Source organism: Streptomyces cavernae, assembly GCF_004023625.1.
In the GTDB taxonomy this organism is placed as follows: domain Bacteria; phylum Actinomycetota; class Actinomycetes; order Streptomycetales; family Streptomycetaceae; genus Streptomyces; species Streptomyces cavernae.
Map to the genome: position 1 here is coordinate 169,868 of NZ_ML137714.1, position 25,350 is coordinate 195,217.

22 protein-coding genes and 2 pseudogenes are annotated in these 25,350 nt (G+C 70.6%); 12 read left to right on the top strand and 12 right to left on the bottom strand.

Annotated features, from left to right (window positions below):
- Positions 1 to 67: 67 nt before the first annotated feature.
- A complete protein-coding gene (locus EF387_RS08685; protein WP_162467098.1) occupies positions 68 to 1,786 on the top strand; it encodes a penicillin-binding transpeptidase domain-containing protein in 1,719 nt (572 codons plus the stop codon).
- Positions 1,787 to 1,902: 116 nt separating this feature from the next.
- Here the strand turns inward: EF387_RS08685 and EF387_RS08690 are convergent, their stop codons facing one another.
- Complete coding sequence (locus tag EF387_RS08690) at positions 1,903 to 2,247, bottom strand: SsgA family sporulation/cell division regulator (RefSeq protein WP_128375921.1); 345 nt, start codon at positions 2,245 to 2,247, stop codon at positions 1,903 to 1,905.
- A gap of 195 nt (positions 2,248 to 2,442) precedes the next feature.
- On the opposite strand from EF387_RS08690, the gene EF387_RS08695 reads away from it, so the two are divergent.
- The 6 genes from EF387_RS08695 to EF387_RS08720 all read left to right on the top strand — a co-directional run bounded on the left by EF387_RS08695 (position 2,443) and on the right by EF387_RS08720 (position 7,515).
- Entirely contained in the window at positions 2,443 to 3,501 is a 1,059-nt protein-coding gene (locus tag EF387_RS08695; RefSeq protein WP_128375922.1) for an energy-coupling factor ABC transporter permease, read from the top strand.
- A gap of 7 nt (positions 3,502 to 3,508) precedes the next feature.
- Complete coding sequence (cbiQ, locus tag EF387_RS08700; RefSeq protein ID WP_128375923.1) at positions 3,509 to 4,270, top strand: cobalt ECF transporter T component CbiQ; 762 nt, start codon at positions 3,509 to 3,511, stop codon at positions 4,268 to 4,270.
- Positions 4,271 to 4,373: 103 nt separating this feature from the next.
- Positions 4,374 to 5,138, top strand: a complete 765-nt coding sequence (locus EF387_RS08705) for an energy-coupling factor ABC transporter ATP-binding protein (protein ID WP_202918183.1) — start codon at positions 4,374 to 4,376, stop codon at positions 5,136 to 5,138.
- A 74-nt stretch (positions 5,139 to 5,212) separates the two neighbouring features.
- On the top strand, positions 5,213 to 5,641 hold the full coding sequence (locus EF387_RS08710; protein ID WP_238431404.1) for a MarR family winged helix-turn-helix transcriptional regulator: 429 nt from the start codon (positions 5,213 to 5,215) through the stop codon (positions 5,639 to 5,641).
- A gap of 138 nt (positions 5,642 to 5,779) precedes the next feature.
- On the top strand, positions 5,780 to 6,238 hold the full coding sequence (locus EF387_RS08715) for an organic hydroperoxide resistance protein (protein ID WP_128375926.1): 459 nt from the start codon (positions 5,780 to 5,782) through the stop codon (positions 6,236 to 6,238).
- A gap of 83 nt (positions 6,239 to 6,321) precedes the next feature.
- Entirely contained in the window at positions 6,322 to 7,515 is a 1,194-nt protein-coding gene (locus EF387_RS08720) for a serine hydrolase domain-containing protein (protein WP_128375927.1), read from the top strand.
- 474 nt (positions 7,516 to 7,989) lie between these two features.
- Here EF387_RS08720 and EF387_RS08725 read toward each other — a convergent pair whose 3' ends face one another.
- Entirely contained in the window at positions 7,990 to 8,265 is a 276-nt protein-coding gene (locus tag EF387_RS08725; RefSeq protein WP_202918184.1) for a DUF1876 domain-containing protein, read from the bottom strand.
- Between the two features lie 440 nt (positions 8,266 to 8,705).
- Positions 8,706 to 8,822: pseudogene (locus tag EF387_RS48110) on the bottom strand (EamA family transporter); the annotation flags it as partial.
- Positions 8,823 to 8,937: 115 nt separating this feature from the next.
- On the opposite strand from EF387_RS48110, the gene EF387_RS08735 reads away from it, so the two are divergent.
- Positions 8,938 to 9,636, top strand: coding sequence for an alpha/beta hydrolase (locus tag EF387_RS08735; RefSeq protein WP_128375929.1), 699 nt, complete (start codon positions 8,938 to 8,940; stop codon positions 9,634 to 9,636).
- An 82-nt stretch (positions 9,637 to 9,718) separates the two neighbouring features.
- Here the strand turns inward: EF387_RS08735 and EF387_RS08740 are convergent, their stop codons facing one another.
- On the bottom strand, positions 9,719 to 10,555 hold the full coding sequence (locus EF387_RS08740) for an SMP-30/gluconolactonase/LRE family protein (protein ID WP_128375930.1): 837 nt from the start codon (positions 10,553 to 10,555) through the stop codon (positions 9,719 to 9,721).
- Between the two features lie 229 nt (positions 10,556 to 10,784).
- Here EF387_RS08740 and EF387_RS08745 point away from each other — a divergent pair, with 229 nt between their 5' ends.
- Positions 10,785 to 11,468 carry a maleylpyruvate isomerase N-terminal domain-containing protein gene (locus EF387_RS08745; RefSeq protein WP_128375931.1) on the top strand — a complete coding sequence of 228 codons (684 nt, stop codon included), beginning with the start codon at positions 10,785 to 10,787 and terminating at the stop codon, positions 11,466 to 11,468.
- 104 nt (positions 11,469 to 11,572) lie between these two features.
- On the opposite strand, the pseudogene EF387_RS08750 reads toward EF387_RS08745, so the two are convergent.
- From EF387_RS08750 to EF387_RS08765, 4 genes and pseudogenes are all read right to left on the bottom strand, one after another.
- Positions 11,573 to 11,839, bottom strand: a pseudogene (locus tag EF387_RS08750) (EamA family transporter); the annotation flags it as partial.
- Positions 11,836 to 12,339, bottom strand: coding sequence for a YbaK/EbsC family protein (locus EF387_RS08755; protein ID WP_128375932.1), 504 nt, complete (start codon positions 12,337 to 12,339; stop codon positions 11,836 to 11,838). The pseudogene EF387_RS08750 and the gene EF387_RS08755, both read right to left, overlap by 4 nt.
- A gap of 129 nt (positions 12,340 to 12,468) precedes the next feature.
- The gene (locus EF387_RS08760; protein WP_128375933.1) at positions 12,469 to 14,754 is read right to left on the bottom strand and encodes an MMPL family transporter; all 2,286 of its coding nucleotides are present in this window, start codon (positions 14,752 to 14,754) and stop codon (positions 12,469 to 12,471) included.
- A 150-nt stretch (positions 14,755 to 14,904) separates the two neighbouring features.
- Positions 14,905 to 15,501 (bottom strand): TetR/AcrR family transcriptional regulator, encoded by a 597-nt coding sequence (locus EF387_RS08765; protein ID WP_128375954.1) that lies wholly within the window; start codon positions 15,499 to 15,501, stop codon positions 14,905 to 14,907.
- 196 nt (positions 15,502 to 15,697) lie between these two features.
- Between EF387_RS08765 and EF387_RS08770 the strand changes: the two genes are divergently transcribed.
- Entirely contained in the window at positions 15,698 to 19,213 is a 3,516-nt protein-coding gene (locus tag EF387_RS08770; protein ID WP_128375934.1) for a S41 family peptidase, read from the top strand.
- A gap of 112 nt (positions 19,214 to 19,325) precedes the next feature.
- Here EF387_RS08770 and EF387_RS08775 read toward each other — a convergent pair whose 3' ends face one another.
- The 4 genes from EF387_RS08775 to EF387_RS08790 all read right to left on the bottom strand — a co-directional run bounded on the left by EF387_RS08775 (position 19,326) and on the right by EF387_RS08790 (position 23,121).
- Entirely contained in the window at positions 19,326 to 19,640 is a 315-nt protein-coding gene (locus EF387_RS08775; RefSeq protein ID WP_128375935.1) for a hypothetical protein, read from the bottom strand.
- A gap of 87 nt (positions 19,641 to 19,727) precedes the next feature.
- The gene (locus EF387_RS08780) at positions 19,728 to 20,618 is read right to left on the bottom strand and encodes an SDR family oxidoreductase (RefSeq protein WP_128375936.1); all 891 of its coding nucleotides are present in this window, start codon (positions 20,616 to 20,618) and stop codon (positions 19,728 to 19,730) included.
- Entirely contained in the window at positions 20,615 to 21,556 is a 942-nt protein-coding gene (locus tag EF387_RS08785; protein ID WP_128375937.1) for an alpha/beta fold hydrolase, read from the bottom strand. The genes EF387_RS08780 and EF387_RS08785 overlap by 4 nt, the downstream gene beginning before the upstream one ends.
- Positions 21,553 to 23,121, bottom strand: a complete 1,569-nt coding sequence (locus EF387_RS08790) for a flavin-containing monooxygenase (protein ID WP_128375938.1) — start codon at positions 23,119 to 23,121, stop codon at positions 21,553 to 21,555. The genes EF387_RS08785 and EF387_RS08790 overlap by 4 nt, the downstream gene beginning before the upstream one ends.
- Positions 23,122 to 23,418: 297 nt before the next feature.
- On the opposite strand from EF387_RS08790, the gene EF387_RS08795 reads away from it, so the two are divergent.
- Together EF387_RS08795 and EF387_RS08800 are read left to right on the top strand one after the other, a co-directional pair.
- A complete protein-coding gene (locus tag EF387_RS08795) occupies positions 23,419 to 24,078 on the top strand; it encodes a MerR family transcriptional regulator (RefSeq protein ID WP_128375955.1) in 660 nt (219 codons plus the stop codon).
- A 111-nt stretch (positions 24,079 to 24,189) separates the two neighbouring features.
- A partial coding sequence (locus EF387_RS08800) for an IS1380 family transposase (protein WP_128375939.1) occupies positions 24,190 to 25,350 on the top strand: 1,161 nt, incomplete at its 3' end.

Below are 25,350 nucleotides of genomic sequence, written 5' to 3' on the forward strand. Positions count from 1 at the left end.
AATGTGGGTGGTCTCGTTGAGGAGGGGCGTGGGGGACACCCGGGGAAGCACGGAGGAACGGTTAGCTGTGGGCAAGAGAAGGCGCGCCGCCGAGCGCAGTAGGAAGAGCCCCGCCGTGATCGGCGGGGTGGTCGCGCTGGTTGTCGGCGGCGGCGCGTTCGCCGCCTACTCCCTGTACGGCGGCGGCGCGTCGGCCGACGAGAACCCCACGACGGCGGCCTCCGAGAAGCCGGTCAAGAAGGGCCCCCCGTCCGCCGCGGAGGTCAAGTCGGCGGCCACACGGTTCCTCACGGCGTGGCAGAGCGGTGACATCGCGAAGGCCGCGGCGCTCACGGACGACTCGGCGGCTGCCACGGCCCTGCTCACCGGTCTCGGCAAGGACGCCCGTCTGACCGACGTGACACTGACACGTGGTACGGCCGCGAAGGCGACGGTGCCGTTCACGGTCAAGGCGACCGTCTCCTACAAGGGCACCGAGAAGCCGCTGTCGTACACCTCCCGGCTCACCGTCGTGCGCCGTGCCTCGGACGGCAGGCCGCTGGTCGGCTGGCAGCCCTCCGTCGTCCACCCGGACCTCGGCGAGGGCGACCGCCTGGTCACCGGCGAGGCCGGCACACCCCCGGTGAAGGCGCTGGACCGGGACGGCGGCGAGATCACCACCGCCAAGTACCCGTCGCTGGGCACGGTGTTGGACGGGCTGCGGGAGAAGTACGGCAAGAAGGCCGGCGGCAAGGCGGGCGTCGAGCTGCGTATCGTCCGCAAATCCGCGGAGAGCGGCGGCAGCGGCGACGGCGGAGCCAGTGGTGACAGCGGGGACAACGCCGACGACAAGATCCCGGACAAGACCCTGCTGACGCTGACGAAGGGCACCCCGGGCACGCTGCGGACGACGCTCAGCCCGTCGCTGCAGGCCGGCGCCGAGGACCAGGTCGCGAAGAAGTCCAAGGCGTCGGTGGTGGTGGTCCGCCCGTCGACCGGCGAGATCCTGGCCGTCGCCAACTCGGGGCACGGCTTCAACACCGCCTTCCAGGGCTCCCTCGCCCCCGGATCCACGATGAAGATCGTGACCGCGGCGCTGCTGATCGACGAGGAACTCGCGAACGCGAACGAGACCCACCCCTGCCCCAAGTACGTGACGTACGGCGGGTGGAAGTTCCAGAACGACGACAAGTTCGAGATCAAGAACGGCACGTTCAAGGCGAGCTTCGCCCGCTCCTGCAACACCGCCTTCATCTCGCAGGCGAAGAAGCTGGAGAACGACAGCCTGACAAAGGAGGCCCAGGAGGTCTTCGGGCTGGGCATGGACAACTGGTCGATCGGGGTGCCGTCCTTCGACGGGTCCGTACCGGTGCAGAGCGCGGCGCAGATGGGTGCGTCGCTGATCGGGCAGGGCGGGGTGCGGATGAACCCGTTGAACATGGCCTCGGTGGTCGCGACCGCGAAGACGGGCACCTTCCGCCAGCCATACCTGGTCTCCCCTTCGGTGGACAACCGCACGCTGGCCAAGGCCTCCCGCTCGCTCTCCGCCACCACCCAGGCCCAGCTCAAGGAACTGCTGCAGTACACGGCCGCAGCCGGCACGGCCGCCGAGGCGATGTCGGGCCTCGGCCCGGACTTCGGTGCGAAGACCGGCTCCGCGGAGGTCGACAACCAGGAGAAGCCCAATGGCTGGTTCACGGCCTGGAAGGGCGACCTGGCGGCGGCGGGCGTGGTCCAGGCCGCAGGACATGGCGGTGAGACGGCTGGCCCGATCGTGGCGTCCCTGCTGCGCATGGGCAGCAACTAGCAAGTGCGCATGGGTGGCAACCGGCAAGTGCTCATGGGCGGCAACCAGCAAGAACGAGAACGACAGCGCCCGCCGGCGCGCCCCACTCCGGGACCCGCCGCCGGGCGCCTGCCTTCTCAGCGTGGCACCGGCGTCCCCGCCATATAGGTGCGGCGCAGGAAGCGGAGCAGTTCCTTCGAGTCGAACTGCATGACCGCGACGCCTTGCGGTGAGTGGAGTTCCATGACGGCCTGCACGCGGCCGCAGGGCCAGATCGTCACGTCCCCCCTGCTCACCGGGGCGAGCAGCCCCTGTTCCAGCAGGTCGCGCGGGAACACCCATTCGCTGGGCCCCGGGAGGCCCACCCGGACCGAACGGGGATCGCCGGCGGGGTCATAGCGCAGGACGACCGGGACGGCGTCCGCGTCCTCCGGGGAGTCGGTGACGACATGAGCTCGTGCGTACTGTTCGACTGCGGACATCGGCCGACTCCTCACACTGCGTGACCTAGAGAGGTCGTGTGCATCCGCTTCCTCTCCAATGTCCCATATTCGCGGAATGCACTCATGTGCGTTGCGACGGACCATGCGCTCTTGCAAGCTGCTCGCAATAAGGGACTATCATCGAACGGTTCGCGTCACGAACCCCGGCGGCCCGACCAGAGAGCGAGCCCATCCATGCATGTGCCCGACGGATTCATCAACGCCCCCGTATCGGTGGCCGCAGGAGTCGTCGCGGCGGGCGCCGTCGCCGTGAGCCTGCGCGGTGCCCGGCGTGAACTTGACGAGCGCACCGCCCCGCTCGCGGGCCTGGTCGCGGCCTTCATCTTCGCCGTGCAGATGCTGAACTTCCCGGTCGCCGCCGGCACCAGCGGGCACCTGCTCGGCGGCGCGCTCGCGGCGATACTCGTGGGCCCCTACACAGGGGTGCTGTGCGTCTCAGTGGTCCTGCTCATGCAGGGCATCCTGTTCGCGGACGGCGGCCTTACCGCGCTCGGCGTGAACATCACCGTGATGGCGGTCGTCACCGCCGTCACCGCCTACGCCGTCTTCCGCGGCCTGGTGACGGTCCTCCCCAAGAAGCGCCGCTCCGTCACGGTCTCCGCGTTCGTCGCCGCCCTGGTGTCCGTGCCCGCCGCCGCCGCGGCCTTCACCCTCGTCTACGCGATCGGCGGCACCACGGACGTGCCCATCGGCCAGGTCCTCACGGCCATGGTCGGCGTCCACATCCTCATCGGCATCGGCGAGGCCGCGATCACCACGGCGACGGTCGGCGCGGTCATCGCGGTGCGCCCGGACCTCGTGTACGGGGCCCGCGGACTGACCGCCCCGCTGAAGCTCCGGGTGGGCGGCGAGCTGGTCGACGCCCCCGCCGCCGAACCGGCCCCGGTGGCCGCCCGGTCCCCGCGCAAGCTGGTGCTCACGGGCCTGGCCACCTCCCTCGTCCTCGCCGGTGTCGTCAGCTTCTACGCCTCTGCCAGCCCCGACGGCCTGGAGAAGGTAGCCGCCGACAAGGGCATCGACACCAAGGTGGAGGAGCACACGGCGGCGGACTCGCCGCTCGCGGACTACGGAGTGGAGGGCATCACGGACGCCCGGGCGTCCGGCGGCCTGGCGGGCGTGATCGGCGTCGGCGTCACGGTCGTCGCCGGGACCGGCGTCTTCTGGGCTGTGCGCAAGCGCCGCACGAGCGAGACGTCCCCGGCCTCCGTCCCCGACGTTCCCGAGAAGGTCTGACGTCGTCATGGGCGCGGGTCACGCACACAAGCTCTACCGGCACGGGCACTCCCGCGTGCACGCGCTGCCGCCGCACACCAAGCTCACCGCGGTGTTCGCCTTCGTCGTGGTCGTGGTCTCCACCCCGCGCGAGGCGGTCTGGGCGTTCGCGCTGTACGCCGCGCTGCTCGCGGCGGTCGCGTACGTGGCCCGCGTCCCCGCCGGCTTCCTCCTCAAGCGCCTGCTGATCGAGATCCCGTTCGTAGCGTTCGCGGTGCTGATGCCGTTCGTGGCACAGGGCGAACGCGTCGAGGTCCTCGGCCTCTCCCTCAGTGTCAGCGGCCTCTGGGGCGCCTGGAACGTCCTCGCCAAGGGAACCCTCGGGGTCGCCGCCTCCGTCCTCCTCGCCGCCACCACGGAACTGCGCGAACTGCTGCTGGGCCTCCAGCGGCTGAAGCTGCCCCCGCTCCTGGTGCAGATAGCGTCCTTCATGATCCGCTACGGCGACGTCATCACCGATGAGATGCGGCGGATGCGTATCGCACGCGAGTCACGGGGGTTCGAAGCCTCGGGCGTACGTCACTGGGGTGTGCTCGCCAAGTCGGCCGGAGCGCTGTTCATCCGCTCCTACGAACGCGGGGAGCGCGTCCACCTGGCCATGATCAGCCGGGGCTACGCGGGTTCGATGCCGGTCATCGACGAGGTGACCGCGTCCCGGGCGCAGTGGTCGTACGCACTGGCACTCCCCGCGACCGCCCTCTGCGTCTGCCTCCTGGGATGGACACTGTGAACCCGCTGCCGGGACGGCGCCGTGACCCCTTCGCCGGGGATGGAAGCCGTGAACCCGCCGCCGGGATGGACCCCGTGAACCCTCCGCTGGGATCGATGCTGGGATGGACCCCGTGACCGAACCGCTTTCTCTCGAAGTCTCCGGACTGGCCTTCGCCTACCCCGACGGCCACCAGGCCCTGTTCGGCGTCGACTTCCGCATCGCGCGCGGCGAGCGGGTGGCCCTGCTGGGCCCGAACGGCGCGGGCAAGACCACCCTGGTCCTGCACCTCAACGGCATTCTGACCGGCGGCGCCGGTACGGTGACGGTCGCCGGACTCCCTGTCGGCAGACAGCACATGGCCGAGATCCGCCGCAAGGTCGGCATCGTCTTCCAGGACCCCGACGACCAGCTCTTCATGCCGACGGTGCGTGAGGACGTCGCGTTCGGGCCGGCGGCGGCCGGGCTGAAGGGGCCCGAGCTGGAGAGGCGCGTCGACAGCGCCCTCGCCCGGGTCGGCATGGCGGACTTCAAGGACCGCCCGCCGCACCACCTCTCCTTCGGCCAGCGCCGCCGGGTGGCGGTGGCGACGGTGCTCGCGATGGAACCGGAGATCCTGGTCCTGGACGAACCGTCCTCGAACCTGGACCCGGCCTCCCGCCGTGAACTGGCCGACATCCTCAGGTCGTTGGACGTCACGGTCCTGATGGTGACGCACGACCTGCCGTACGCGCTCGAACTGTGCCCGCGCTCACTGATCCTGAGCGACGGGGTGATCGCGGCGGACGGCAAGACGGTCGAGCTGCTGTGTGACGAGGAACTCATGGGCCGGCACCGGCTGGAGCTGCCGTTCGGGTTCGATCCGGGCTCCGTGACAATGGGCGCGTGACGAACGAGGACCCGACGGACCGCACGAGCGATGCCCTCCCCGACGACGAGCGCTCCGGCGACGGCTCGGGCTCGCTGCTGCTCGACGACCAGCTGTGTTTTGCTCTCTACGCGGCCCAGCGCGCGGTGACGGCCGCCTACCGCCCCCTCCTCGACGAACTCGGCCTCACCTACCCGCAGTACCTGGTCCTGCTGGTGCTGTGGGAGCGCGGCGAGACCTCCATCAAGGAGCTGGCGACCGCGCTACGGCTCGACTACGGCACGCTCTCCCCGCTGCTCAAGCGGCTGGAGGCAGCGGGCCTGGTCCGGCGGGAGCGGTCCCCGAGCGACGAGCGCTCGGTGCTCGTCGCGGTGACCGGGCGGGCGGTGGCACTGCGGGAGCGTGCCCGGTGCGTCCCCGGCGCCCTGCTCACGGCGGCCGGCCTGAGCGGTGACGAAGTCGCGCGGCTGCGCGGGGAACTGCGCCGGCTGGCGGAGCGCGCGGAGGCCGCACAGCGCCGCTGAACGCCCGTCAAGCACCCTCGCGGACCGGCAAGTTACCGACGGTTACTACCCTCAAGTAACAACAAACCACTTTCACCAGATACCTTGTGCACGATGTATTTGCGCACTCCTGTCTTGTCCCGGGGGAAAGGTCCAGCCATGATCGACGGCACCATCGACGGCACCGCCGTCGACACCCGCCCCACGAAGATCATGTACGTCGCCGAGGCCACCGCCCACGGCGGCCGGGACGGCTACGTCACCAGCCAGGACGGCCAGGTCGAGCTGAAGGTCGCGATGCCCCCGGCCCTCGGCGGCGACGGCAACGGCACCAACCCTGAACAACTGTTCGCGGCCGGCTACAGCGCCTGCTTCCACAACGCCCTCGTCCTCGTCGGCCGCCGCGCCGGCCTCGACCTCTCCGGGTCCACGGTCGCCGCGAAGGTCGGCATCGGCCCGAACAAGCAGCGCGGCTACGGACTCGCGGTCGCGCTCAGCGTCTCGCTCCCCGTACTCGACCAAGCGGTGGCCTCCAAACTGGTGGACGCCGCCCACGAGGTCTGCCCGTACTCCAACGCCACCCGGGGCAACATCGACGTCACCGTCCTGCTGGGCTAGGAGCCGCGGACGGGCCGAGGAATCACGGACGGTACGTGTGCGTTGCAGTCACTGTTGCCGGTGACTGCACAGGGAGTACGGACGTGGACGTGAACGGCACAGTGGCCGACGGCTTCGAGCCGGTCAGGGACGCGTTCGCAGGGAACTTCGACGCGCTGGGCGAGCGCGGCGCGGCGGTCGTCGTGTACCGGGACGGCCGCAAGGTGGTGGATCTGTGGGCCGGTTCACGGGACCTCGAGCACGTCGACGTTGCCGTCGGTGCCGTCGGCGGCGACAACCCGCCCTGGGAACACGGCACCGCACAGATCGTGCGCTCGGCGACGAAGGGCGTCGCGGCCGCCGTACTCCTCCTGCTGCACCAGCGCGGCCTGCTCGACCTGGACGCCCCGATGGGCACGTACTGGCCGGAGTTCAAGGCGCGGGGCAAGGAACGGGCGCTCGTACGGCACGCCCTGAGCCACCGGGCGGGCGTGCCGGTCCTCGACAGCCCGCTGCCCCTCCGGGAAGCGGCGGACCCGGACGCCGGCGCGGCGGCGGTAGCCGCGCAGGCCCCCGTCTGGGAACCCGGCACGGACCACGGCTACCACGCCCAGACGTTCAGCTGGCTGACGGGCGAACTGGTCCGCCGTGTCACCGGCCGCGACATCGGCACCTGGGTGGCCGACGAGATCGCCCGGCCGCTGGGCGGCCTGGACCTGTGGCTGGGGCTGCCCCCGGAGCAGGCGCACCGCGTGGGACGCGTCGGCACGCCGACCGCAACGGCGGGCACCGGCGGCGGCCTGCGGCTGCGCCCCAAGCGCTCGGTCTCGGAGGCCTACGCCGACCCGTCCTCCCTGACCCGCCGCGCCTTCGCCGCGATCACCCCGCAGCCCGACGAGAACGACCCGGCGTACCGTGCGGCGGTGCTCCCCGCCTCGAACGGCATCGCGACGGCGGACGGCCTGGCCCGCTTCTACGCGTCGTTGATCGGCGAGGTCGACGGCGTCCGCCTCTTCACTCCCGGGACCATGGAGCTGGCGCGGACGGAACAGTCCGCGGGACCGGACCGGGTACTGGTGGTCAACACCCGCTTCGGCCTCGGCTACATGCTCCACGGCGCGGCCTCGCCCCTGCTCTCCGAGGGGTCCTTCGGCCACCCCGGCCGGGGCGGCGCCCTGGGCTTCGCCGACCCCGAGTCGGGCATCGCCTTCGGCTATGTGACGAACGGCTTCCGCAAGAGCGTGACGGCGGACCCCCGGGCCCAGGCGCTGATCCGGGCCCTACGCGGACGCGGCTGAGAACACCGCGTCCGGCTCGCCGTTCGGCCCGACGGACGCCGAGCCCGACGGACGCCGAGCCCGACGGGGCGGAGCCGACAGGGCCAGGACACCCCCGCGGCCCTGGCCCTGGTCCGGTCCCGCCCCGTTCCTCCCCGCCCCGAACGACCACAAGGATGTCCGGAAGATCACGCACCTGTCGTTGGCGCAGAGTCCACAGTTACTACGCGATACGTCTACTGCTGCGCGATACGACTGCCACCATGCGGTGCGCGTGTGCGCCTGTGCACCTAGGGCACGCGAGATGCCCACGCACGGCCTTCCGTCCTGTGGACGGCACGGGCGCACCCCGGTTCGGCGGCGACGCGGCCAACTGGCCACGCCCCGGCGGCGATCCGCGGCAGCACGCTCACCCCACGATGCGTGCCGCGGGTCGCGGTCGGTCCCCTACGGACCCAGGCCCGTCCAGGGTTCACAACGCTGGTGATCAACCACCTAGTGAGTCAACGGCCGTGAAGTCCGCCCCGACGCCGAGTCGATCTCGTCGTGCGCCTTGGTCAGCAACTGCATCGCGAGGTCGTTGAGGGCGCGCGCCCCCGCGACCTCCTCACCGACCCGAGGCTGGTTCGCGTCGGTGGGGTGCCGACTGGCGTACCCGTGCGACCGGATCTCGGTCCCATCGGGAAGCCGGACCAGCGCGGCGGCCCTCGTCCGCTGATCGTCCTCCTCGAATTCCAGCTCCACATGCCACCCGACAACGGTGTGCACCATGACGATCACCTCCGGAGCTTCCTGCTACCAGAGTGCTCCTTCTCCCCGGCCATTGCACGACCTGACGCGTGCGCACACACCGAAGAGCGCCAACGCGAACGCGCCGCCTCAGGGGTCCTTTCACTATGAGCGTCCGATCAGGTCGCGTGGTCCGGTGCCGTGCATCGCAAGGCGCCGGAAGGTCCTCGTAGCGGAGCTACTAGGACCTTTTGGCAACGCGGCGATGGGGGTGCCCCCTGCTCGAGCGCAGCCGAGAGCTTGGGGGAGCGGTGCCAGACCACGCGACCCGGGCGGGCATAGTGAAAGAACCCCTTACGCCGCCCCGCGCCACCGTGCCGACTGTGCCACGCCATGACACCGTTGCCCCCGCGCCACCGTTGCCCCCGCGCCCCCGCGCCACCGTGCCGACCCATGCGGTGCCCTTCGCGCCAACCGCACTGACCCGCGCGCAACATCAGCCCGATCCCCACCACGATCAGTCCGGCCGCCACGACCCTGGACGCCCCGAAGCGCTCCCGGAAGAAGACCGCTCCGATCGCCGCACCGACGATGATCGACATGAAGGTGCTGGGAGGCTTTCGCAGTGTCGAAAGCAGATCAAGGCGGTGCCTGATGGCCGGCCACGGTCCGGAGCTAATCACTGGCCCGGCACCGACCTGAGGAGCATGCGAATTGACCTCCGTGGTGCTTGTTCACGGCCTGTATCACCGTCCCGAGCACTTCGCCATGGTGGCAGAACGCTTACGGACCGCAGGAACCGAGGTGGTCGTTCCCGAGCTCCACCAGGGCTCGCTGGCCGCTGACACCGCCTCGGTCCAGGCAGCCGTCGACGCGCTGCAGGAGCCTCCGATTGTGCTCGGTCACTCCTACGGCGGGTCAGTGATCACCGGGTTGCGCGGAGCGGGACACCTGGTCTATCTGGCAGCCTTCGTACCGGATGCCGGCGAGAGCTCAGCCGGTCTGGGTGGGGCGTCCCCGCAGCTGCAGAACGCGATCAACCCTGAGCCCGACGGATCGACCAGCCTGCATCCCGGCCGGGCTGTCGACACCTTCTACGGCGACTGTCCCGAACCTCTCGCCGCCTGGGCGGTTGGCCTGCTGCGTGCGCAAGCCCCCGGTTGCGGGCGAGGCGTCCCAGAGCACCACAGTTGGAAGGACGCTGCCTCCACCTACGTCGTTTGCGCACGGGACCGGGCCATCGACCCGGTCCTGCAACGGAAGATGGCCTTGCGCTGTACCAGCGTGCGCGAGTGGCAGACGGGCCACTCCCCGTTCGTAGGACAGCCCGATCTCATCGTTGAACTCCTGCAGGAACTGCTCGCCAGCAACATCCCGCGCAGGCGAGATGAAGGAGTCACAACCACGCGTTGACGGCTGCGATGAGGGCGGTGGCTTCGTAGCGGACGGTGAGCTGTTGATCACGAACAGAGGCTCGTGTTCGGGCTCGGCTGGGTCAGGGTTTCCCGGCACCCGGTGCTGGTGCCGGGAACGCCAGGACCCGACCGCTGGGTTGCCGAGACTCGGGTCCGCCCCAGGCCTGGCCGACGACGAACAGGCGGGGGGCGTCCCCGCGGCTGAGCGTGCAGGCGAAGGCGCCGCGATCGAGGTCGACGGTGGCGAGCACCTCACCGCCCTCGCGCAGGCGAACGCAGTGCTGGTTGCCGACGTCGGCGTACCAGACGGCGCCTTCGACATCCATGCAGATCCCGTCCGGGTGGTCGCCAGGTGTCTCCGCCCACACGCGACGGTTACCGAGGCCGCCGTGGCTGCCGATGTCATAGGCGGTGAGCCGGTTCGCATACGACTCAGCAACGATCAGCGTGGCACCATCCGGGCTGATCGCCATGCCGTTGGGGAACGCGAGGTCGTCGGCAACTTGACTGACCTTGCCTTCCGGCGTGACCAGCACGATCAACCCCGGCGCGAACTCACCGTCGGGAAAGTCGAAACCGATGGTGTTGACATAGGCATTGCCCCGGTCGTCGACCACGATGTCGTTCCACGGCTTCTCCGAGACCGTGGAAAGGTCGGCATGCTGGACGAGTGATCCGTCGGGTTCATGGCGCAGCAGCCGTCGTCGTGCCGAGTCCACGACGAGCAGTCGACCGTCAGGGAGGAAGTCGATGCACATCGGGAATGACGGGACGGTTACGACTACCTCGTGGTGGCCGTCGACGTCAAGCGCGATCACCTGGTTCGCACCCCAGTCGGAGAACCAGAGTCGCTCGTTGTGCCAGCGCGGTGACTCGCCGAACACGATGTTTTCCAGCAGGACTTCGGGTGCACCCATCACGCCTCTCCTCTCGCTTCCTACAGGGATGGACCTGCGCATGGACCAGAACTCATCGCGGTCCGCACCCGGATCGGAGCCAGGGCCGACGCGTCTGCGACTGCAAGACGCAGCAGGTTGAGCGCATGCTCGGGGTCCAGCCCTCTGACCAGCGCGGTTATTGCTGTGTCAACAGCGCCTGACCGAGATCCGCTGCTGCACCAGATTCTTGTCGCGTACCTTGATCGGCATGGATCAGGGACGGGTGGTTGAAGCGTTACGTCTTGAGGCCGGAGAGCTCGCGCGGGCGATGACCGGGGTGTCGGCGGTCGAGTGGCGTCTGCCGACGCGGTGTACACCGTGGACGGTAAGTGACTTGCTGGCGCATGTCCGGGTGGTGATTGCCTGGCTGCCGGGCATGCTGGCCGCACCGGCGCCAACCCGTGCCGAGGTCACGGCAGTGGAGTACTACCGGCCCGATGACCGTTTCGCTCCGGACGCCAACGCGGCTCGGATCGCTCTGGCCCAACAGCACTCGGCCGGACAACTCAGCGGTGCCGTGCTCGCCGACGACTTCATCGCCACCTGGCAACAGGTGGACCGACTGTGCCGCGCCGAGCCCGAAGGGCGTGTGGTACGCACCCGGCACGGTGATCCGATGCTCCTGTCGGAGTTCCTGCTGACGCGCGTGGTGGAGGTCGCCGTGCACGGCCTGGACCTGGCCGACGCCCTGGGGCGCGAGCCGTGGCTGACTTCCCAGGCTGCGGATTTGGTGCAGGACCTTCTGCTCGGCCCGGATGGGGCACCGGCACTGGAGAAGCTGGGATGGGGGCAGCTTCGCTTCCTGCGCAAGGCGACGGGTCGCGAGCCGATCACCGAGGAGGAAGCATCCGACGTCAGCCGCCTGGGCATCCGATGGCTCACGCTGGGTTGAGAAGGCCGCCAACTGACCTCAGCGAGACGGCAGATCTCGACACTCTCTTACGGCACGTGACGAGGCCTAGGCGCACAGAAGTGCCCCCTTCACTCCTCTGACCAGCGGCCGCGCAGCCCCCACAGGGCGACACCCGTCAGCCCCGCACAGCTCAGCGCGATCCCTGCCGCCGCCCAGCCGTCCGGCACCTCCTGTGCGAACACCGCCGCCAGTACCGGCCACGAACGGGACCATGGCCGGCCCGATCAGCTTCCCGCCGCCCGCGATCAGCGTGAAGCCGACCAGCTTGTCCGTGATGCGGTGGGCGATCGCGTTCCAGCTGGCGTGGGTGACCGCCGCGAGCAGCCCGCGGCGGTGACGGCGGGCGTCAACGCGCTTGCTCGCGCACGTCCACCAGGGTGCCGCCCGCGTGGGCGACGAGCGTCTTCGGGTCCATGGGGAAGACCGTGTGCGGGTTGCCCGCCGCGGCCCACACCGTGTCGTGGTCGAGCAGCGAACGGTCGGCGAGCACACGGGTCCTCGTACGGTGCCCGAAGGGCGGGACGCCGCCGATGGCGTACCCCGTGGTCTCCCGCACGACGTCCACGGCGGCCCGCGTGACCTTCTCGGCGCCCAACTCGCGCCGTACGAGCTCGACATCGACGCGGGACGCACCGTCCATGAGGACGAGTACCGGCACCCGGTCCGCGGCGAACACCAGCGACTTGCAGATCTGGCTCAGCTCGCAGCCGATCGCGGCGGCGGCTTCGGCGGCGGTGCGCGTGGCCTCCGGGAAGCGCCGGATCCGCGGGATCAGCTCTGCCAGGCCCAGTTCACGCAGGGCCTCGGCGAAACGGGGGTTGGCTCCGTAGTCCTCGTCGGCGATCGTCATGCCCGCACGCTAGCGGTACGTGTACGGGGCATGCGACCGGGTTACCCCACGGGAGGGACGGTCTCGGCGGCTGAGTGGCCGCCGAGACCGTCCCTCCCTGCCGCTTCCGCGGTGTGGGCGGCGCGTCTCTCAGACCCGTACCAGCTCCCGGTCCTCGTCCGGCCCGGAGTCCCCGTTCGAGGAGATCGAGGAGTCCGAAAAGTCCGAGGAGTCCGAGGAGTTCGGCTCCTCGTCCCGCGCACGCAGCCCCTCACCCTCCACGTCCACGTTCGGCAGCGCCCGGTCCAGCCACTTCGGCAGCCACCAGGCCTTCTTGCCGAGCAGGGCCAGGACGGCCGGGACGATCGCCATGCGGACCACGAAGGCGTCGAAGAAGACCGCGATCGCGAGGCCGAAGCCGATCATCTTCACCATCGACTCGCTGGACCCGATGAAGCCGGCGAAGACGGCCATCATGATGATCGCGGCGGCGGCGACGACCCGGGCACCGTGCTGGAAGCCGGTCACGATCGACTGTCCGGAACTCTCGCCGTGGACGTGCGCCTCGCGCATCCGGGTCACCAGGAACACCTCGTAGTCCATGGCGAGACCGAAGACCACACCGACCATGAAGATCGGCATCATGGACATGATCGGGCCGGTCTCCTCGACGCCCAGCAGACCCGACAGCCAGCCCCACTGGAAGACCGCCACGACCGCGCCCAGCGCCGCCAGCACGCTGAGCAGGAAGCCGAGAGCCGCCTTCAGCGGGACCAGGATCGAGCGGAAGACCACGATGAGGAGCAGGAAGGCGAGGCCCACCACCAGCGCGAGGTACGGGATCAGCGCGTCGTTGAGCTTCTGCGAGAAGTCGATGTTCATCGCCGTCGTACCGGTGACCAGGACTTCACCGTCGCTGCCGGCCTTGACCTCGCCGCTGTTGTCCCGGATCGCGTGCACGAGGTCCTCGGTCTTCGTCGAGGACGGCTTGGAGTCCGGGACCACGGTGATCATCGCGGTGTCGCCGGCCTTGTTGAAGGTCGCCGGACTCACCGAGACGACGTCGTCCAGGCCCTTGATCTTGTCGGCCACGTCGGTGGCGGCGGCCTTCGGGGTGTCACTGTCCTTCGCGTCGACCACGACCAGGAGCGGCCCGTTGAAGCCGGGCCCGAAGCCCTCGGAGAGCAGGTCGTACGCCCGGCGCTGGGTGGTGGACGTCGGCTGCGAACCGTCGTCGGGCAGGCCCAGCTCCAGCGAGCCGACCGGCAGGGCCGCAGCGCCCAGTCCCACGACGCCCAGCAGCAGAACGGCGACCGGCCTGCGGACGACGAAACGTGCCCAGCGGGTGCCCATGTTCGGCTTCGCCTCGGCACCCTCCGCCTGCTTCGTCCTCTTCCGGCTTCCGCCGAGCAGCTTGCCCTTCTCACCGACCGGGCGCACCTTGCGGCCCGCGTAGCCGAGCAGCGCCGGGACCATGGTGAGCGCGATCAGGACGGCGACGGAAACGGTGCCCGCGGCGGCGATGCCCATCTTGGTCAGCATCGGGACGTTGACGACGGCCAGGCCGGCCAGGGCGATCACCACGGTGAGTCCGGCGAAGACCACCGCCGAGCCCGCCGTGCCGACGGCCCGTCCGATCGCCTCCTGCCGCGCCCTGCCCTCGGCCAGTTCGGAGCGGTAGCGGGAGACGATGAAGAGCGCGTAGTCGATGCCGACCGCGAGGCCGATCATCGCCGCGAGCGTGGAAGTGGTGGAGCCGAGGTCGAGCGCGCCGGCGAGGGCCGTGATGGTCGCGACGCCGATGCCCACGCCGATCACCGCGGTCAGCAGCGGCAGCCCGGCCGCGACCAGCGAACCCAGGGTGATGACGAGGACGACAGCGGCCACCGCGATGCCGATGGCCTCGGTTGCGCCGGACTCCGCCGGCGCCTGGAGCGCGTCACCGCCGACCTCGACCGTCAACCCGCTGTCACGGGCCTCCTGCGCCACGTCCTCGAGGGCCTCCCTGGAGGAGTCCTCCAGTTCGATGCCGGCGACCTTGTACGTGACCTGCGCGTACGCGATCGTCCCGTCCTTGCTGAGGGACTTCGTCGCGTACGGGTCGGTGACGGAGACGACCTCCGAGCCGTCGCCGAGTTCCTTGACCGCGTCCTTGACGGCCGCCTCGTTGTCGGCGTCCGTCATCTTCTGACCGTCGGGGGCCTTGAAGACGACGCGGGCGGTGGCGCCGTCCGCAGTCATGCCGGGGAAACGCTTTTCCAGCAGGTCGAAGGACTTCTGTGCCTCGGTGCCGGGGATCGAGAAGGAGGAGGAGCCCGCCGCCGGCGCGCTCGCGGCGCCGACGCCCGCGAGAGCGAGCAGCGCCACCCATATCAGTACGACGAAGTGCCGTCGCCGGAAGGCGAACCGGCCGAGTTTGTAGAGGAACGTGGCCACGTGGGATAACTCCCGGTCAGGTCGTGGGTCTTCAGGGCAGGGGTGGTCGGCCCGTGTGCTCCGTGCATGGGGTGTGGTGGAGGCAGGGCTGACCGGCCCGACGACGTGAGCGGTCGCGTCAGGTGCTGAGGGGTGGTACGAGGGTTCGGCTCAGTCGGTCGACACGCCGAGGGCGGGGAGGATCACGGCGTTGACGTACGAAAGGAGGAACTCCTGCGTCGGCGGCATTTCGTCGAGCAGGGTCCGGACGGCGAAACCGCCGATCAGCATGTGCATCACGTAGTCGATCGCAGGGTTGTCCGCGCGGACTTCCCCCCGGTCGACGGCGCGCTGCATCACCCGGCGGAACTCCTCCATCTCGGGTTCGACCAGCAGTTCCTTGAAGGCCCGGAGCAGTTGCGGATCCGAGTGCACGGCCATGGCCAGCGCCCGCATCAGCGCGGAGTTCTGCTCCATGGCGCAGTCGTCCTCACGAGTCACCAGCGCGTGGAGGTCACCGCGCAGGGATCCGGTGTCGACGTCGGCGATGCCCGGCTTGTTGTACCGCATGGCTCGGGCCACCAGCTCGGCCTTGCCGCCCCACTGGCGGTAGAGCGTGGCCTTGCTGGACCGGGTGCGCGCGGCCACGGCGTCCATGGTGAGGGCGTCGTAGCCGACCTCCCGGAGCAGATCGAGCACGGCCGCGTACAACTCGGCCTCACGCTCGGGCGTGATCCGGCTGCGTCGCGCCGTCGCGGCCTCAGCCATCATCAGTCACCCATCCTTCGCTCCGGACGTCCCTTACTGGCGTACTGCCGTACTCGCGTACTGGCGGTACGCCCACGAAGATACCCCGCGAGCTATCGAAACGAAACAGTTTCGTACGTGTCCTGTCTCACGGGCCACCGCTATGCGTTGGTTTGCGCAAGTTGCCGGGGTCCTTCCGGCGGAAAAACATGGATGAGTGAGCGACTCCCACGAGAACGCCTACCTGCGCTTCCCGCATCTCAGCGGCGACCGGCTCTGCTTCACCGCCGAGGACGATGTGTGGGTGGCGCCGCTCGACGGCCCGGGGCGGGCCCGCCGGCTCACCGTCGACCGCACCAAGGCCGGCCATCCCCGCTTCTCCCCGGACGGCCGGCACATCGCGTACACGACCTGGCGCAGCCTCGACCCGGAGATACACCTGGCCCCGGTGGACGGCGGGCCCGCCCGGCGCCTGACCTACTGGGGCAGCCCGGACACCCGGGTCTGCGGCTGGGACCCGGACGGCGACATCCTCGCCGTCGCCTCGCACGGAGCGCCCTTCGCCCACTTCACCTGGGCCTACAACGTGCCCGTCGACGGCGATCCCGGGCGCAGGCTCCCCTGGGGCCCGGTCTCCGACATCCAGGTCGCCGACATCGCCGGCGAACGCAAGACCCTGCTGCTCACCGGCACACCCCCGCACGAACCGGCCTCCTGGAAGCGCTACCGCGGCGGCGCGACCGGCCGGCTCTGGCTGCACGGACGGCGCATGCTGGAGCACCTCGACGGCCATCTGCACTCCCCGGTGATCGCCGACGGCCGCATCGCCTTCCTCTCCGACCACGAGGGCGTCGGCAACCTCTACTCCTGCGCCTACGACGGCTCCGACCTGCGGCGCCACACCGACCACGACGACTTCTACGCCCGGCACGCGGCGAGCGACGGTTCACGGATCGTGTACCAGTGCGCGGGCGAGCTGTGGCTGGTCGACGACCTCGCGGCCGACTCCAAGCCGCGCCGCCTCGACGTACGCCTCGGTGGCGCCCGGGCCGGCCGCCGCCCGTACCAGATCCCGGCCGCCCAGCACGTGGACGGCATCTCCGTGGACGAGACCGGCCGCGCGAGCGCAGTCGTCGTACGCGGCAGCCTGTACTGGCTGACCCACCGCGACGGCCCGGCCCGGACGATCACCGACACCGCGGGCGCACGGGTGCGGCTGCCCGAGATGCTCGGCTCCGGCGGGCGGGTCGCGTACGTCACGGACGCCGCGGGCGAGGACGCCGTGGAGATCGCCTACCTGCCCCGGGCCACCGGGGAACGCCCACCCCGCAGACTGGTCTCCGGCAGCCTCGGCCGGGTCCAGGAGCTGGTGTCCGACCCGGCGGGCGAGCGGCTCGCGGTCGCCTCGAACGACGGACGGCTGCTGCTGATCGACGCCGCGGAGGAGGCGAAGGAGACCGCGGAACGGACGGCCGAAGAGGCAGCACTCGAGACGGCGGATGCGACGGCAGAAGCGATAGCCGAACACGCGGGGGAGCAGACGGGGGAGCGAACGGAAAAACAGTCGGCGCGGCAGACGACGGCGGCCGTACAGACGACGGAGGCGCGACAGCCTCGTGGCGGCGCGCGAGAGATGGCCGAGGACGGCGCGGCCGAGGCAGCCGAGGACGGCGCAGGCGCGGCCGAGGTGACGGAGCTGATCCGGTCCATCAACGGGCCGGTGCGGGACCTGGCCTTCTCCCCGGACGGGGCGTGGCTCGCCTGGTCGCACCCGGGCGTCGGCAGGTCGCTGCGCCAGATCAAGATCGCCCGCATCGCCGGCCCCGGCGAGCGCACCATCGTCGACGTGACGAACGGCCGTTTCGAGGACGAGAACCCCGTCTTCACCCGGGACGGCCGCTATCTGGCCTTCCTCTCCTGGCGCGGCTTCGACCCCGTGTACGACGTACATACCGGCGACCTCTCCTTCCCGCTGGGCTGCCGCCCCCACCTCGTACCCCTGTCGTCGGCGACCCCGTCCCCCTTCGCGCTGCTGCCGGACGGGCGGCCCGCCGCCGGGGGCCTGGACCCGGCGGAGGACGAGACCGAGGAGGCCGGGCCCCCGGACGGGGCGGTGACGGTCGAGATCGAGGGGCTGGCGAGCCGGGTGACGCCGTTCCCCGTCACGGCCTCCAAGTACTCCGCGCTGCACCCGGTGGCGGGCGGCGGACTGGTCTGGCTGCGCTGGCCGATCTCGGGCGCGCTCGGCGAGACGTTCGCGAACCCGGCGGACACCTCCGGACGGCCCACGCTGGAGCACTTCGGCATCGTGCGGGCCAAACGGTCCGAACTGGTGGACAACCTGGACGCGTTCGCGGTGAGCGGCGACGGCACCAGGCTCGTCGTCGTCGACGAGGGCGAGCTCAGCGCCGTCCCCGCCACGGAACCCGGTGACCTCGACACCACGGTCTGGATCGACCTGAGGCGCATCCAGCACGAGGTGGACCCGGCGGCCGAGTGGCGACAGGCGTACGACGAGGCGGGCCGGATCGTCCGCGCGTACTTCTGGGACCCGAACCTCAGCGGCATCGACTGGGACGCGGTGCTGGAGCAGTACCACCCTCTCGTCGAACGGGTCGCGTCCCCCGACGAGTTCGCCGACCTGCTGCGGGAGGTACTCGGTGAACTGGGCACCTCGCACGCGTACGTGACACCGGCCCGCCGCAACGAGGGGCCCGCGCACTACCAGCGGCCGATGGGCCTGCTGGGCGCCGACTTCGTCCGCAGGGGCGGGGCCTGGGCGGTGCGGCGGATCCTGCCGGGCGAGTCCTCGGACTCCAAGGCGCGATCTCCGCTGGCCGGTACGGGAGTGCGTGAGGGCGCGGTGCTGACGCACGTCGACGGCCGCCCGGTCGACCCGCTCACCGGGCCCTACCCCCTCCTGGCCGGCTCCGGAGGGACGACGGTCGAGCTGACGTTCCGGCCGGAGGGGGACGACCCGCACGGCCACGCCCGCCGGGTGGCGGTGGTGCCCCTGATCGACGAACGCCCGCTGCGCTACCAGGACTGGGTGGCCAGACGGCGGGAAGTCGTACGGCAGTTGAGCGGGGGCCACTGCGGCTATCTGCACATCCCCGACATGGGCGGCTCGGGCTGGGCGCAGTTCAACCGTGATCTGCGGCTGGAGATGTCCCGCCCGGCGCTGATCGTGGACGTACGGGGCAACGCGGGCGGCCACATCAGCGAGTTGGTCGTGGAAAAGCTCACCCGGCGGATCCTGGGCTGGGACCTCACACGCAACGCGCAGCCCGTGTCGTACGCGTCGAACGCTCCGCGCGGCCCGGTGGTGGCCCTCGCCGACGAGGCGACGTCCTCGGACGGCGACATGATCACGGCGGCCTTCAAGCTCCTGGAACTTGGTCCGGTGGTGGGCCAGCGGACCTGGGGCGGGGTGGTCGGCATGACCGGCCGCCACCGCCTCGGCGACGGCACGGTCATCACGGTCCCGATGAACGCGGCGTGGTTCGACGCCTACGGCTGGTCGATCGAGAACCGGGGAGTGCTCCCGGACCTCGAGGTCGTACGCACTCCCCTGGACTGGGCGGAGGGCCGCCACGCACAACTGGCGGACGCGGTGCACCTGGCGCTGGACCTGCTGAAAACCCACCCGGCCGCGGATCCACCGGGGTACGCGGGGGTGCCGAACCGCAGCAGGCCCGAGCTGCCACCGAGGGGCGGCCCGGCGCACCACTGAAGCCGTCGCCCCCATCGGCGACCGCCGAAAGCCCCGGCGTGACGTCCCCGGAACCCCCGGGCCTTCCGGGGACCGAGGCGCAGCTGGGCGCGTCCACGCGGGGCAACCGGCGTCAGGCGTCGTAATCCTGGTTCAGCCGGTCCTCCGCCTCGCGTATGGCATCCCGCACGGGATCCTGCGCATTGCGCGCCGGGGGCTCCGCCTCGCGGCCCCGGCGCGCGCGCCGAGCCCCCTCCTGCTTCTTCGCGGCACGGACCTTCTGCTTGCCCTGCCCGGAGGCCCGCTCGCCGGAACCGGAGGCCCGCTCGCCCTGCCCGGAAGTCCGCTCGCCCGGCCGTGCGGCCCGCTCGCCCGGACCGGAGGCCTGCCGGCCCTGCCCGGAAGCCCGTCGGCCCTTGTCCTGGTCCTGGTCCTGGTCCTTGCCCATGGGTGTCACTCCTGTTGCAGTGAGGTGATCAAGGCGGAACCAGACTGACATGACCGAACAAAGCCCGCATTTCGGTCGATCACCCCATCAGTCACGCACCGTGTTCGGGGCCTTCCGGGCCTGCTCGTCGGCGGCCCCACCGGCCCCGACCAGCCCGGTCCGCACCACGCCCAGCCGTGGCTCGACCCGCCGCATCTCCCGCTGCGACACCGTCCCGATGACCGCGGGCAGATACCCGCGCACCCCCTGCATCCCCCGCAACCACCACTGCCCGTACACATGCGCGGCCCGGCGCTCGATCCCCGCCACGATCCGTTCGACCGCCGGCCCGAGCGGGTACGTCTTGTTCGCCGGCCACGGCAGCCGCTGCCGCATCTCCCGCATCACACCGTCCTGGTCGGCGCCGCGCACCATGTCCGTGTCCGTCCAGGACAGATACGCGACCCCGACCCGTACCCCCTGGTGGCCGACCTCGGCGCGAAGGCTGTGCGCATACGCCTCCACACCCGCCTTGGACGCGCAGTACGCCGTCATCAACGGCGCGTGCGACATGGCGGCGAGCGAGGCGATCTGGAGCAGATAGCCGCGGCTCTCCAGCAACGCGGGCAGGAACGCCCGACCCGTCACCGCAGAACCGATCAGGTTCACCTCGATGACCCGGCGCCAGGACCGCGGGTCCGAAGCCGCGAACGTCCCGCCGTTGGCGACCCCGGCGTTGGCGACGACCACGTCCACCTTCCCGAACCGCTCCCTGACCTCGGCCGCGACCCGCGCCATCGTCTCCTCGTCGGTGACGTCGGCCAACCAGTACTCGGTGCCGAGCCGCTCCGCGACCCGTTTCAGCTCGGTCTCCTCCAGGCCGACCAGCGCCACCCGCGCGCCGCGCGCCGTGAGTTTGCGGGCGAGGAGTTCCCCGATCCCGCGCGCCGCCCCCGTGACGACCACGACCTGCCCCTCCAGGCCGATCACCCTGCTCATGCGCCCGCCTCCTCAAGTTCGTCCGCGTCGCTCACATACGAGGTCACCAGTTCACGTATACGCCCGGACACCAGCTCCGGCGCCTCCACCGGAGTCATATGGCCGATGCCCGGCAGTTCGGTGCTGCCGACGCAGTACGGCAGCGCGGCGACCAGCGCCCGTGCCTGCACCGGCGGGGTCAGCCGGTCCGCCGTGCCCACGACCACGGCCGTGGGCACCGTCAACTCCCCCACGCCCCGGTCGAGATCCAGCCCGCCGAGCACATGCGCCCACGAGTAGCGCACCTTCCGCGGACAGGCGTGCACGATCCGCGCGCACGCGTCGACCATCTCCGGCGGCGAACCGGCGCCGAGGGTCAGGTACTTGACGATCCGTCTGGCGGGAGGTGTGACCGGCCCGTAGGGCGCCCGCAACCCGAGCAGCGCCGCGGTGAACCGGTCACGCAGTGCTCCGGCCCGCAGCAGCGGCACCACCAGCGACTGGGCTGTCAGCCGCGAACTGCCCGTGCTGCACAGCAGTACGCCCGCCGCGTGCTCCCGGAAACCCGGTCGTCCGGCCGCCGCCAGCAAGGTCATCCCGCCCATGGAGTGCCCGGCCAGCACGGCCTTCTCGCCCGGCGCGAGGGCGGCCGCGAGCACCGCCTCGAAGTCGTCGGCGAGAACCTCCGTGGAATAGCCGCGCACATCGGCCACCTCGCTGCGGCCGTGCCCCCGCTGGTCGTACACGATCACCCGGTGGTCCCGCGCGAGATCGCGGATCTGGGCCGCCCAGAAGGCGGTCGAGCAGGTCCAGCCGTGCGAAAGCACGACGGCCGGGTCGCCGTCCCTGCCGTGCACCTCGACGTGGAGGCGGGCGCCGTCCGCGGAGACGGCGGTCAGTTCGCGGGCGGGGTCGGGCGGGGCGTAGGGCCCGTCGGCGGGACGCGTGCGCCGGTTCATGCGTTGACCTTCCCGTCGACGTGTTCGCCGCGTTCACCGCGTTCGCCCTGTACGCCGTTCACGCCGTGTGCGCGGTGGGCGTTCGCGCTCGGATCACCGCCGCGCAGCACCTCGTACTCCGCCAGATCGACCCGCCGGGTCGCGCTGCGGAACTCCCCCGTCGTCCCCGGCCAGAGGGCGGAGTTGTTCCCGCGCTCGTCGAGGTACCAACTGGTGCAGCCACCGGTGCTCCAGACAGTGCGCCGCATCCGTTCCTGCACCTTGCGGTTCCAGTCGTCCACCGCGCCCGGACGGGCGTCGAGGGCGACCCGGCCGCCGAGCACGTCCAACTGCCGCAGGAAGTCGGCCATGTAGTTCAGCTGGGACTCGATCATCAGGATCATGCTGGAGTTCCCCAGCCCCGTGTTGGGCCCGATGATCGACAGCCAGTTGGGGAACCCGGCGGCCGACGCTCCGCGCAGCGCCCGCATCCCTTCCCTCCAACTCTCGCTCAGCGTGCGGCCCTCGGCCCCCACGACCCGCTCGGCGATCGGCATGTCCGTGACGTGGAAGCCCGTGCCGAAGACGATCACGTCGGCCTCGGCCGTACTGCCGTCGGAGGCGACGAGGGTGGAGCCACGGACCTCGCTGAGCCCGCCGGAGATCACGTCGACGTTGGGCCGGACGACCGCCGGATAGTAGGAGTTGGAGAGCAGGATCCGCTTGCAGCCCATGCGGTAGTTCGGGGTCAGCCGGGCCCGCAGCTCGGGGTCCTTGACCGTCCGCGCGAGATTGCGTCTCGCCACCTGCTCCACCAGCCTGAGTTCACCCGGCCGTTTGGTGAAGGCATGGACCTGCAACTCTCGGATGCCCCAGAGGAATCCGCGCCGGATCTGCGTCGTGAAGGGCAGCGCCCGGTGCAGCCGGCGCTCGAGCGCGCCGATCTCCCGGTCGACGCGGGGCAGCACCCACGGCGGGGTGCGCTGGAAGAGGGTGAGCCGCGAGACGTGGGGCTGGATCTCCGGCACGATCTGGATCGCGGAGGCCCCCGTGCCGATCACCGCGACCCGCTCGCCGCGCAGATCGTGGTCGTGGTCCCAGCGGGCCGTGTGGAAAACCTTGCCGGGAAAGGAGTCGAGGCCGGGGATGTCCGGGATCCTGGGCTCGGACAGCGGCCCGGTGGCGGAGACGACGACGTCGGCGGAGAACCTGCCGCCGCTGGTCTCGATCTCCCACCGCAGCCGCTCGGGGTCCCAGATCATCAACTTCACCTCGGCGCCGAAGCGGATGTGCGGCCGCAGCCGGAAGACATCCGTCACCCGCTCCAGATAGTCGCGGATGTGCTCCTGCCCGGAAAAGGCGCGCGGCCAGTCGGGGTTGGGGGCGAACGAGAAGGAGTAGAGGTGCGAGGGCACGTCGCAGGCGCAGCCCGGATAACTGTTGTCGCGCCAGGTGCCGCCCACGCTGTCGGCCCGTTCCAGGACGACGAAGTCGGTGATCCCTTCGCGCCGCAGCCGCACGGCGGCCCCGAGCCCACCGAACCCGGAGCCGATCACCGCCACTCGCACATGCTCGTGTCCGGCCATCCGGAACCTCCTTGATCCGCACGCCTGGTGGAACCGTGCCAGTGAACGCTGGCACAATGGGGAGGGTAGGGCAGCCGCCAACTCCTGGGTAGAGGTCGGGGCAAGGAAGTTACCGGCGGTACAACATAAGGTGCTGGCGTGGCCGAGGGATCAGGAAAACGGAAGCGAGGGGCGCGCGAGCGCACCGCGTCGTCGGCCCCGCCGCAGGGCCGCACGGCCGGCGACCAGGGACGCGGCCGGACGGGCCCCGACCGAGCGGTACCCGACCGGACGGGACCCGGCAAGCGCGAGTACCGCATGGAGGAGTTGGCCGGACTGGCCGGCATCACGGTGCGCACGCTGCGCTTCTACCGCGAACGCAAACTGCTCGCGCCACCGCGCCGGGAGGGCCGTATCGCCTGGTACGACGAGACCCACCTGGCCCGTCTGCGCACGATCTCCGCGCTCCTGGAGCGGGGCCACACCCTCAGCGGTATCGCGGAGTTGGCCGAGGCCTTCGACCACGGCCGCAACGTGGGGGAACTGCTGGGCCTCGGCGCCCCCAGCGAGGAGACACCGGTCCGCCTCTCCCCCGAGGAACTGGCCGACTTCTTCGGCGGCCAGGCGACCCCGGAGAACCTCGCCACCGCACTGGACCTCGGCTACCTCGGCACGGACGGCGGTGAGATCGTCCACATCAGCCGCCGCCTGCTCGACGCGTCGGCGGCACTGGTCCGCGAGGGCATCCCCCTGGCGGATGTCCTGGCCGCGGCCCACCGCGTACGAGCCCACGCCGACGCCCTGGCCGAGATCTTCACCGACCTGGTCCTGACCGGAGACCGCACCCCCGAGGACCTCCAACGCCTGCGCCCCCTGGCGAAGAGCGTGATGGAGGCGGAGGTGTCGATGGCACTGGACAGAAGGCTGCAGGCACGACAGCAGGACCAAGGGCGCCGAGAAGCCCTGGAGTCGCCCTAGACGCCCCGGAGTCGCCTTAGCCTCGATCCACCGGGCAATAGCCGGTCCAGGGCTTGGACATGAAGACGCGGATGCCCTCTGAGCTGGGATGATGGGACTTCCTAGGGTTCCATGTCCACAGAATCGGAGTGCATCCGCGAGATGCAATCTTCCCATGCCGCTGCGGCGGTGTCCGCCGCGTTCGATGACCGGAATCTGGTCGCGCATGCCGGGCTGGTCCCGGTGATGCGACTGGCCGAGCGGTGCGGACTTGCCCGTCTGGTCGCGGACAAGGTGAAGCTGACCGGGGCGAAGAACAGCGCGGGTGCCGCGGCGGATGCCAAGGTCACCAGCATCGTGGCCGGCATGGTCGCGGGTGCGGACAGCATCGACGACCTCGACATCCTGCGGCACGGTGCGATGCCGGCCCTGTTCGGCGGGATCCGTGCCCCCTCCACGCTCGGCACGTTCCTGCGTGTGTTCACCCACGGTCACGCGCTCCAACTCCATGCCGTGCACCGCAAATTCCTGGCCGCGCTGACCGCACACACCCCGCTGCTGCCGGGCGCGGGGCAGGTGGCGTTCATCGATGTCGACTCCACCCACAAACGGGTCTACGGCCGGACCAAGCAGGGCGCCCAGTACGGCCGGTTCAAGGGTGTGCGCACCCTGCACCCGCTGCTGGCCACGATCTGCACCCCCACCTCCCGGCCGGTGATCGCCACCGTGCGGATGCGCCGCGGCAAAGCGGCCGACTCCCGCGGCGCCCCGAAATTCGTCAGCGAGGCGCTGGCCACCGCGGCCGAGGCCGGCTGCACCGGCACCCGCCTACTGCGAGCGGACTCGCAGTTCTACAACGCCGGGGTGATCGCCGCCTGCCGCCGGACCGGCGCCCGCTTCTCGATCACCTGCGGCATGAACCCCTCCGTCAAACGCGCCGTCCTGGCCATCGACGACACCGCATGGCAGCAGATCACCTACCCCACCGCCGTGCCCGATCCCGACACCGGGGAGCTCATCTCCGATGCGGAGGTCGCCGAGATACCCCTCTACACCGCCTTCGCCAGCCGCAAGAAGAGCGAGCAGGTCACCGCCCGGCTGATCGTGCGCAGGGTCCGTGACCTGGCCAAACCCGCGATCGTCGGGGAGCAGGGCGAGTTGTTCCCGGTTTGGCGCTACCACCCGTTCTTCACCGACAACCCCGCCGCGACGCTCCAGGCGGAACGGGAACACCGCCACCACGCCGTCGTCGAGCAGGTCATCGCCGACAGCAAAGCCGGAGCCTTCGCCCAC

What these genes read in the sequence shown, in the direction of transcription:
- EF387_RS08785 (WP_128375937.1), bottom strand. Translation starts at nt 21,556, where the DNA reads ATGAACCGGCGCACGCGTCCCGCCGACGGGCCCTACGCCCCGCCCGAC.
- EF387_RS08740 (WP_128375930.1), bottom strand. Translation starts at nt 10,555, where the DNA reads ATGGGTGCACCCGAAGTCCTGCTGGAAAACATCGTGTTCGGCGAGTCA.
- EF387_RS08715 (WP_128375926.1), top strand. Translation starts at nt 5,780, where the DNA reads ATGATCGACGGCACCATCGACGGCACCGCCGTCGACACCCGCCCCACG.
- EF387_RS08755 (WP_128375932.1), bottom strand. Translation starts at nt 12,339, where the DNA reads ATGACGATCGCCGACGAGGACTACGGAGCCAACCCCCGTTTCGCCGAG.
- EF387_RS08795 (WP_128375955.1), top strand. Translation starts at nt 23,419, where the DNA reads ATGGAGGAGTTGGCCGGACTGGCCGGCATCACGGTGCGCACGCTGCGC.
- EF387_RS08775 (WP_128375935.1), bottom strand. Translation starts at nt 19,640, where the DNA reads ATGGGCAAGGACCAGGACCAGGACCAGGACAAGGGCCGACGGGCTTCC.
- EF387_RS08725 (WP_202918184.1), bottom strand. Translation starts at nt 8,265, where the DNA reads ATGGTGCACACCGTTGTCGGGTGGCATGTGGAGCTGGAATTCGAGGAG.
- EF387_RS08765 (WP_128375954.1), bottom strand. Translation starts at nt 15,501, where the DNA reads ATGGCTGAGGCCGCGACGGCGCGACGCAGCCGGATCACGCCCGAGCGT.
- EF387_RS08790 (WP_128375938.1), bottom strand. Translation starts at nt 23,121, where the DNA reads ATGGCCGGACACGAGCATGTGCGAGTGGCGGTGATCGGCTCCGGGTTC.
- EF387_RS08695 (WP_128375922.1), top strand. Translation starts at nt 2,443, where the DNA reads ATGCATGTGCCCGACGGATTCATCAACGCCCCCGTATCGGTGGCCGCA.
- cbiQ (WP_128375923.1), top strand. Translation starts at nt 3,509, where the DNA reads ATGGGCGCGGGTCACGCACACAAGCTCTACCGGCACGGGCACTCCCGC.
- EF387_RS08780 (WP_128375936.1), bottom strand. Translation starts at nt 20,618, where the DNA reads ATGAGCAGGGTGATCGGCCTGGAGGGGCAGGTCGTGGTCGTCACGGGG.
- EF387_RS08705 (WP_202918183.1), top strand. Translation starts at nt 4,374, where the DNA reads ATGGACCCCGTGACCGAACCGCTTTCTCTCGAAGTCTCCGGACTGGCC.
- EF387_RS08745 (WP_128375931.1), top strand. Translation starts at nt 10,785, where the DNA reads ATGGATCAGGGACGGGTGGTTGAAGCGTTACGTCTTGAGGCCGGAGAG.
- EF387_RS08690 (WP_128375921.1), bottom strand. Translation starts at nt 2,247, where the DNA reads ATGTCCGCAGTCGAACAGTACGCACGAGCTCATGTCGTCACCGACTCC.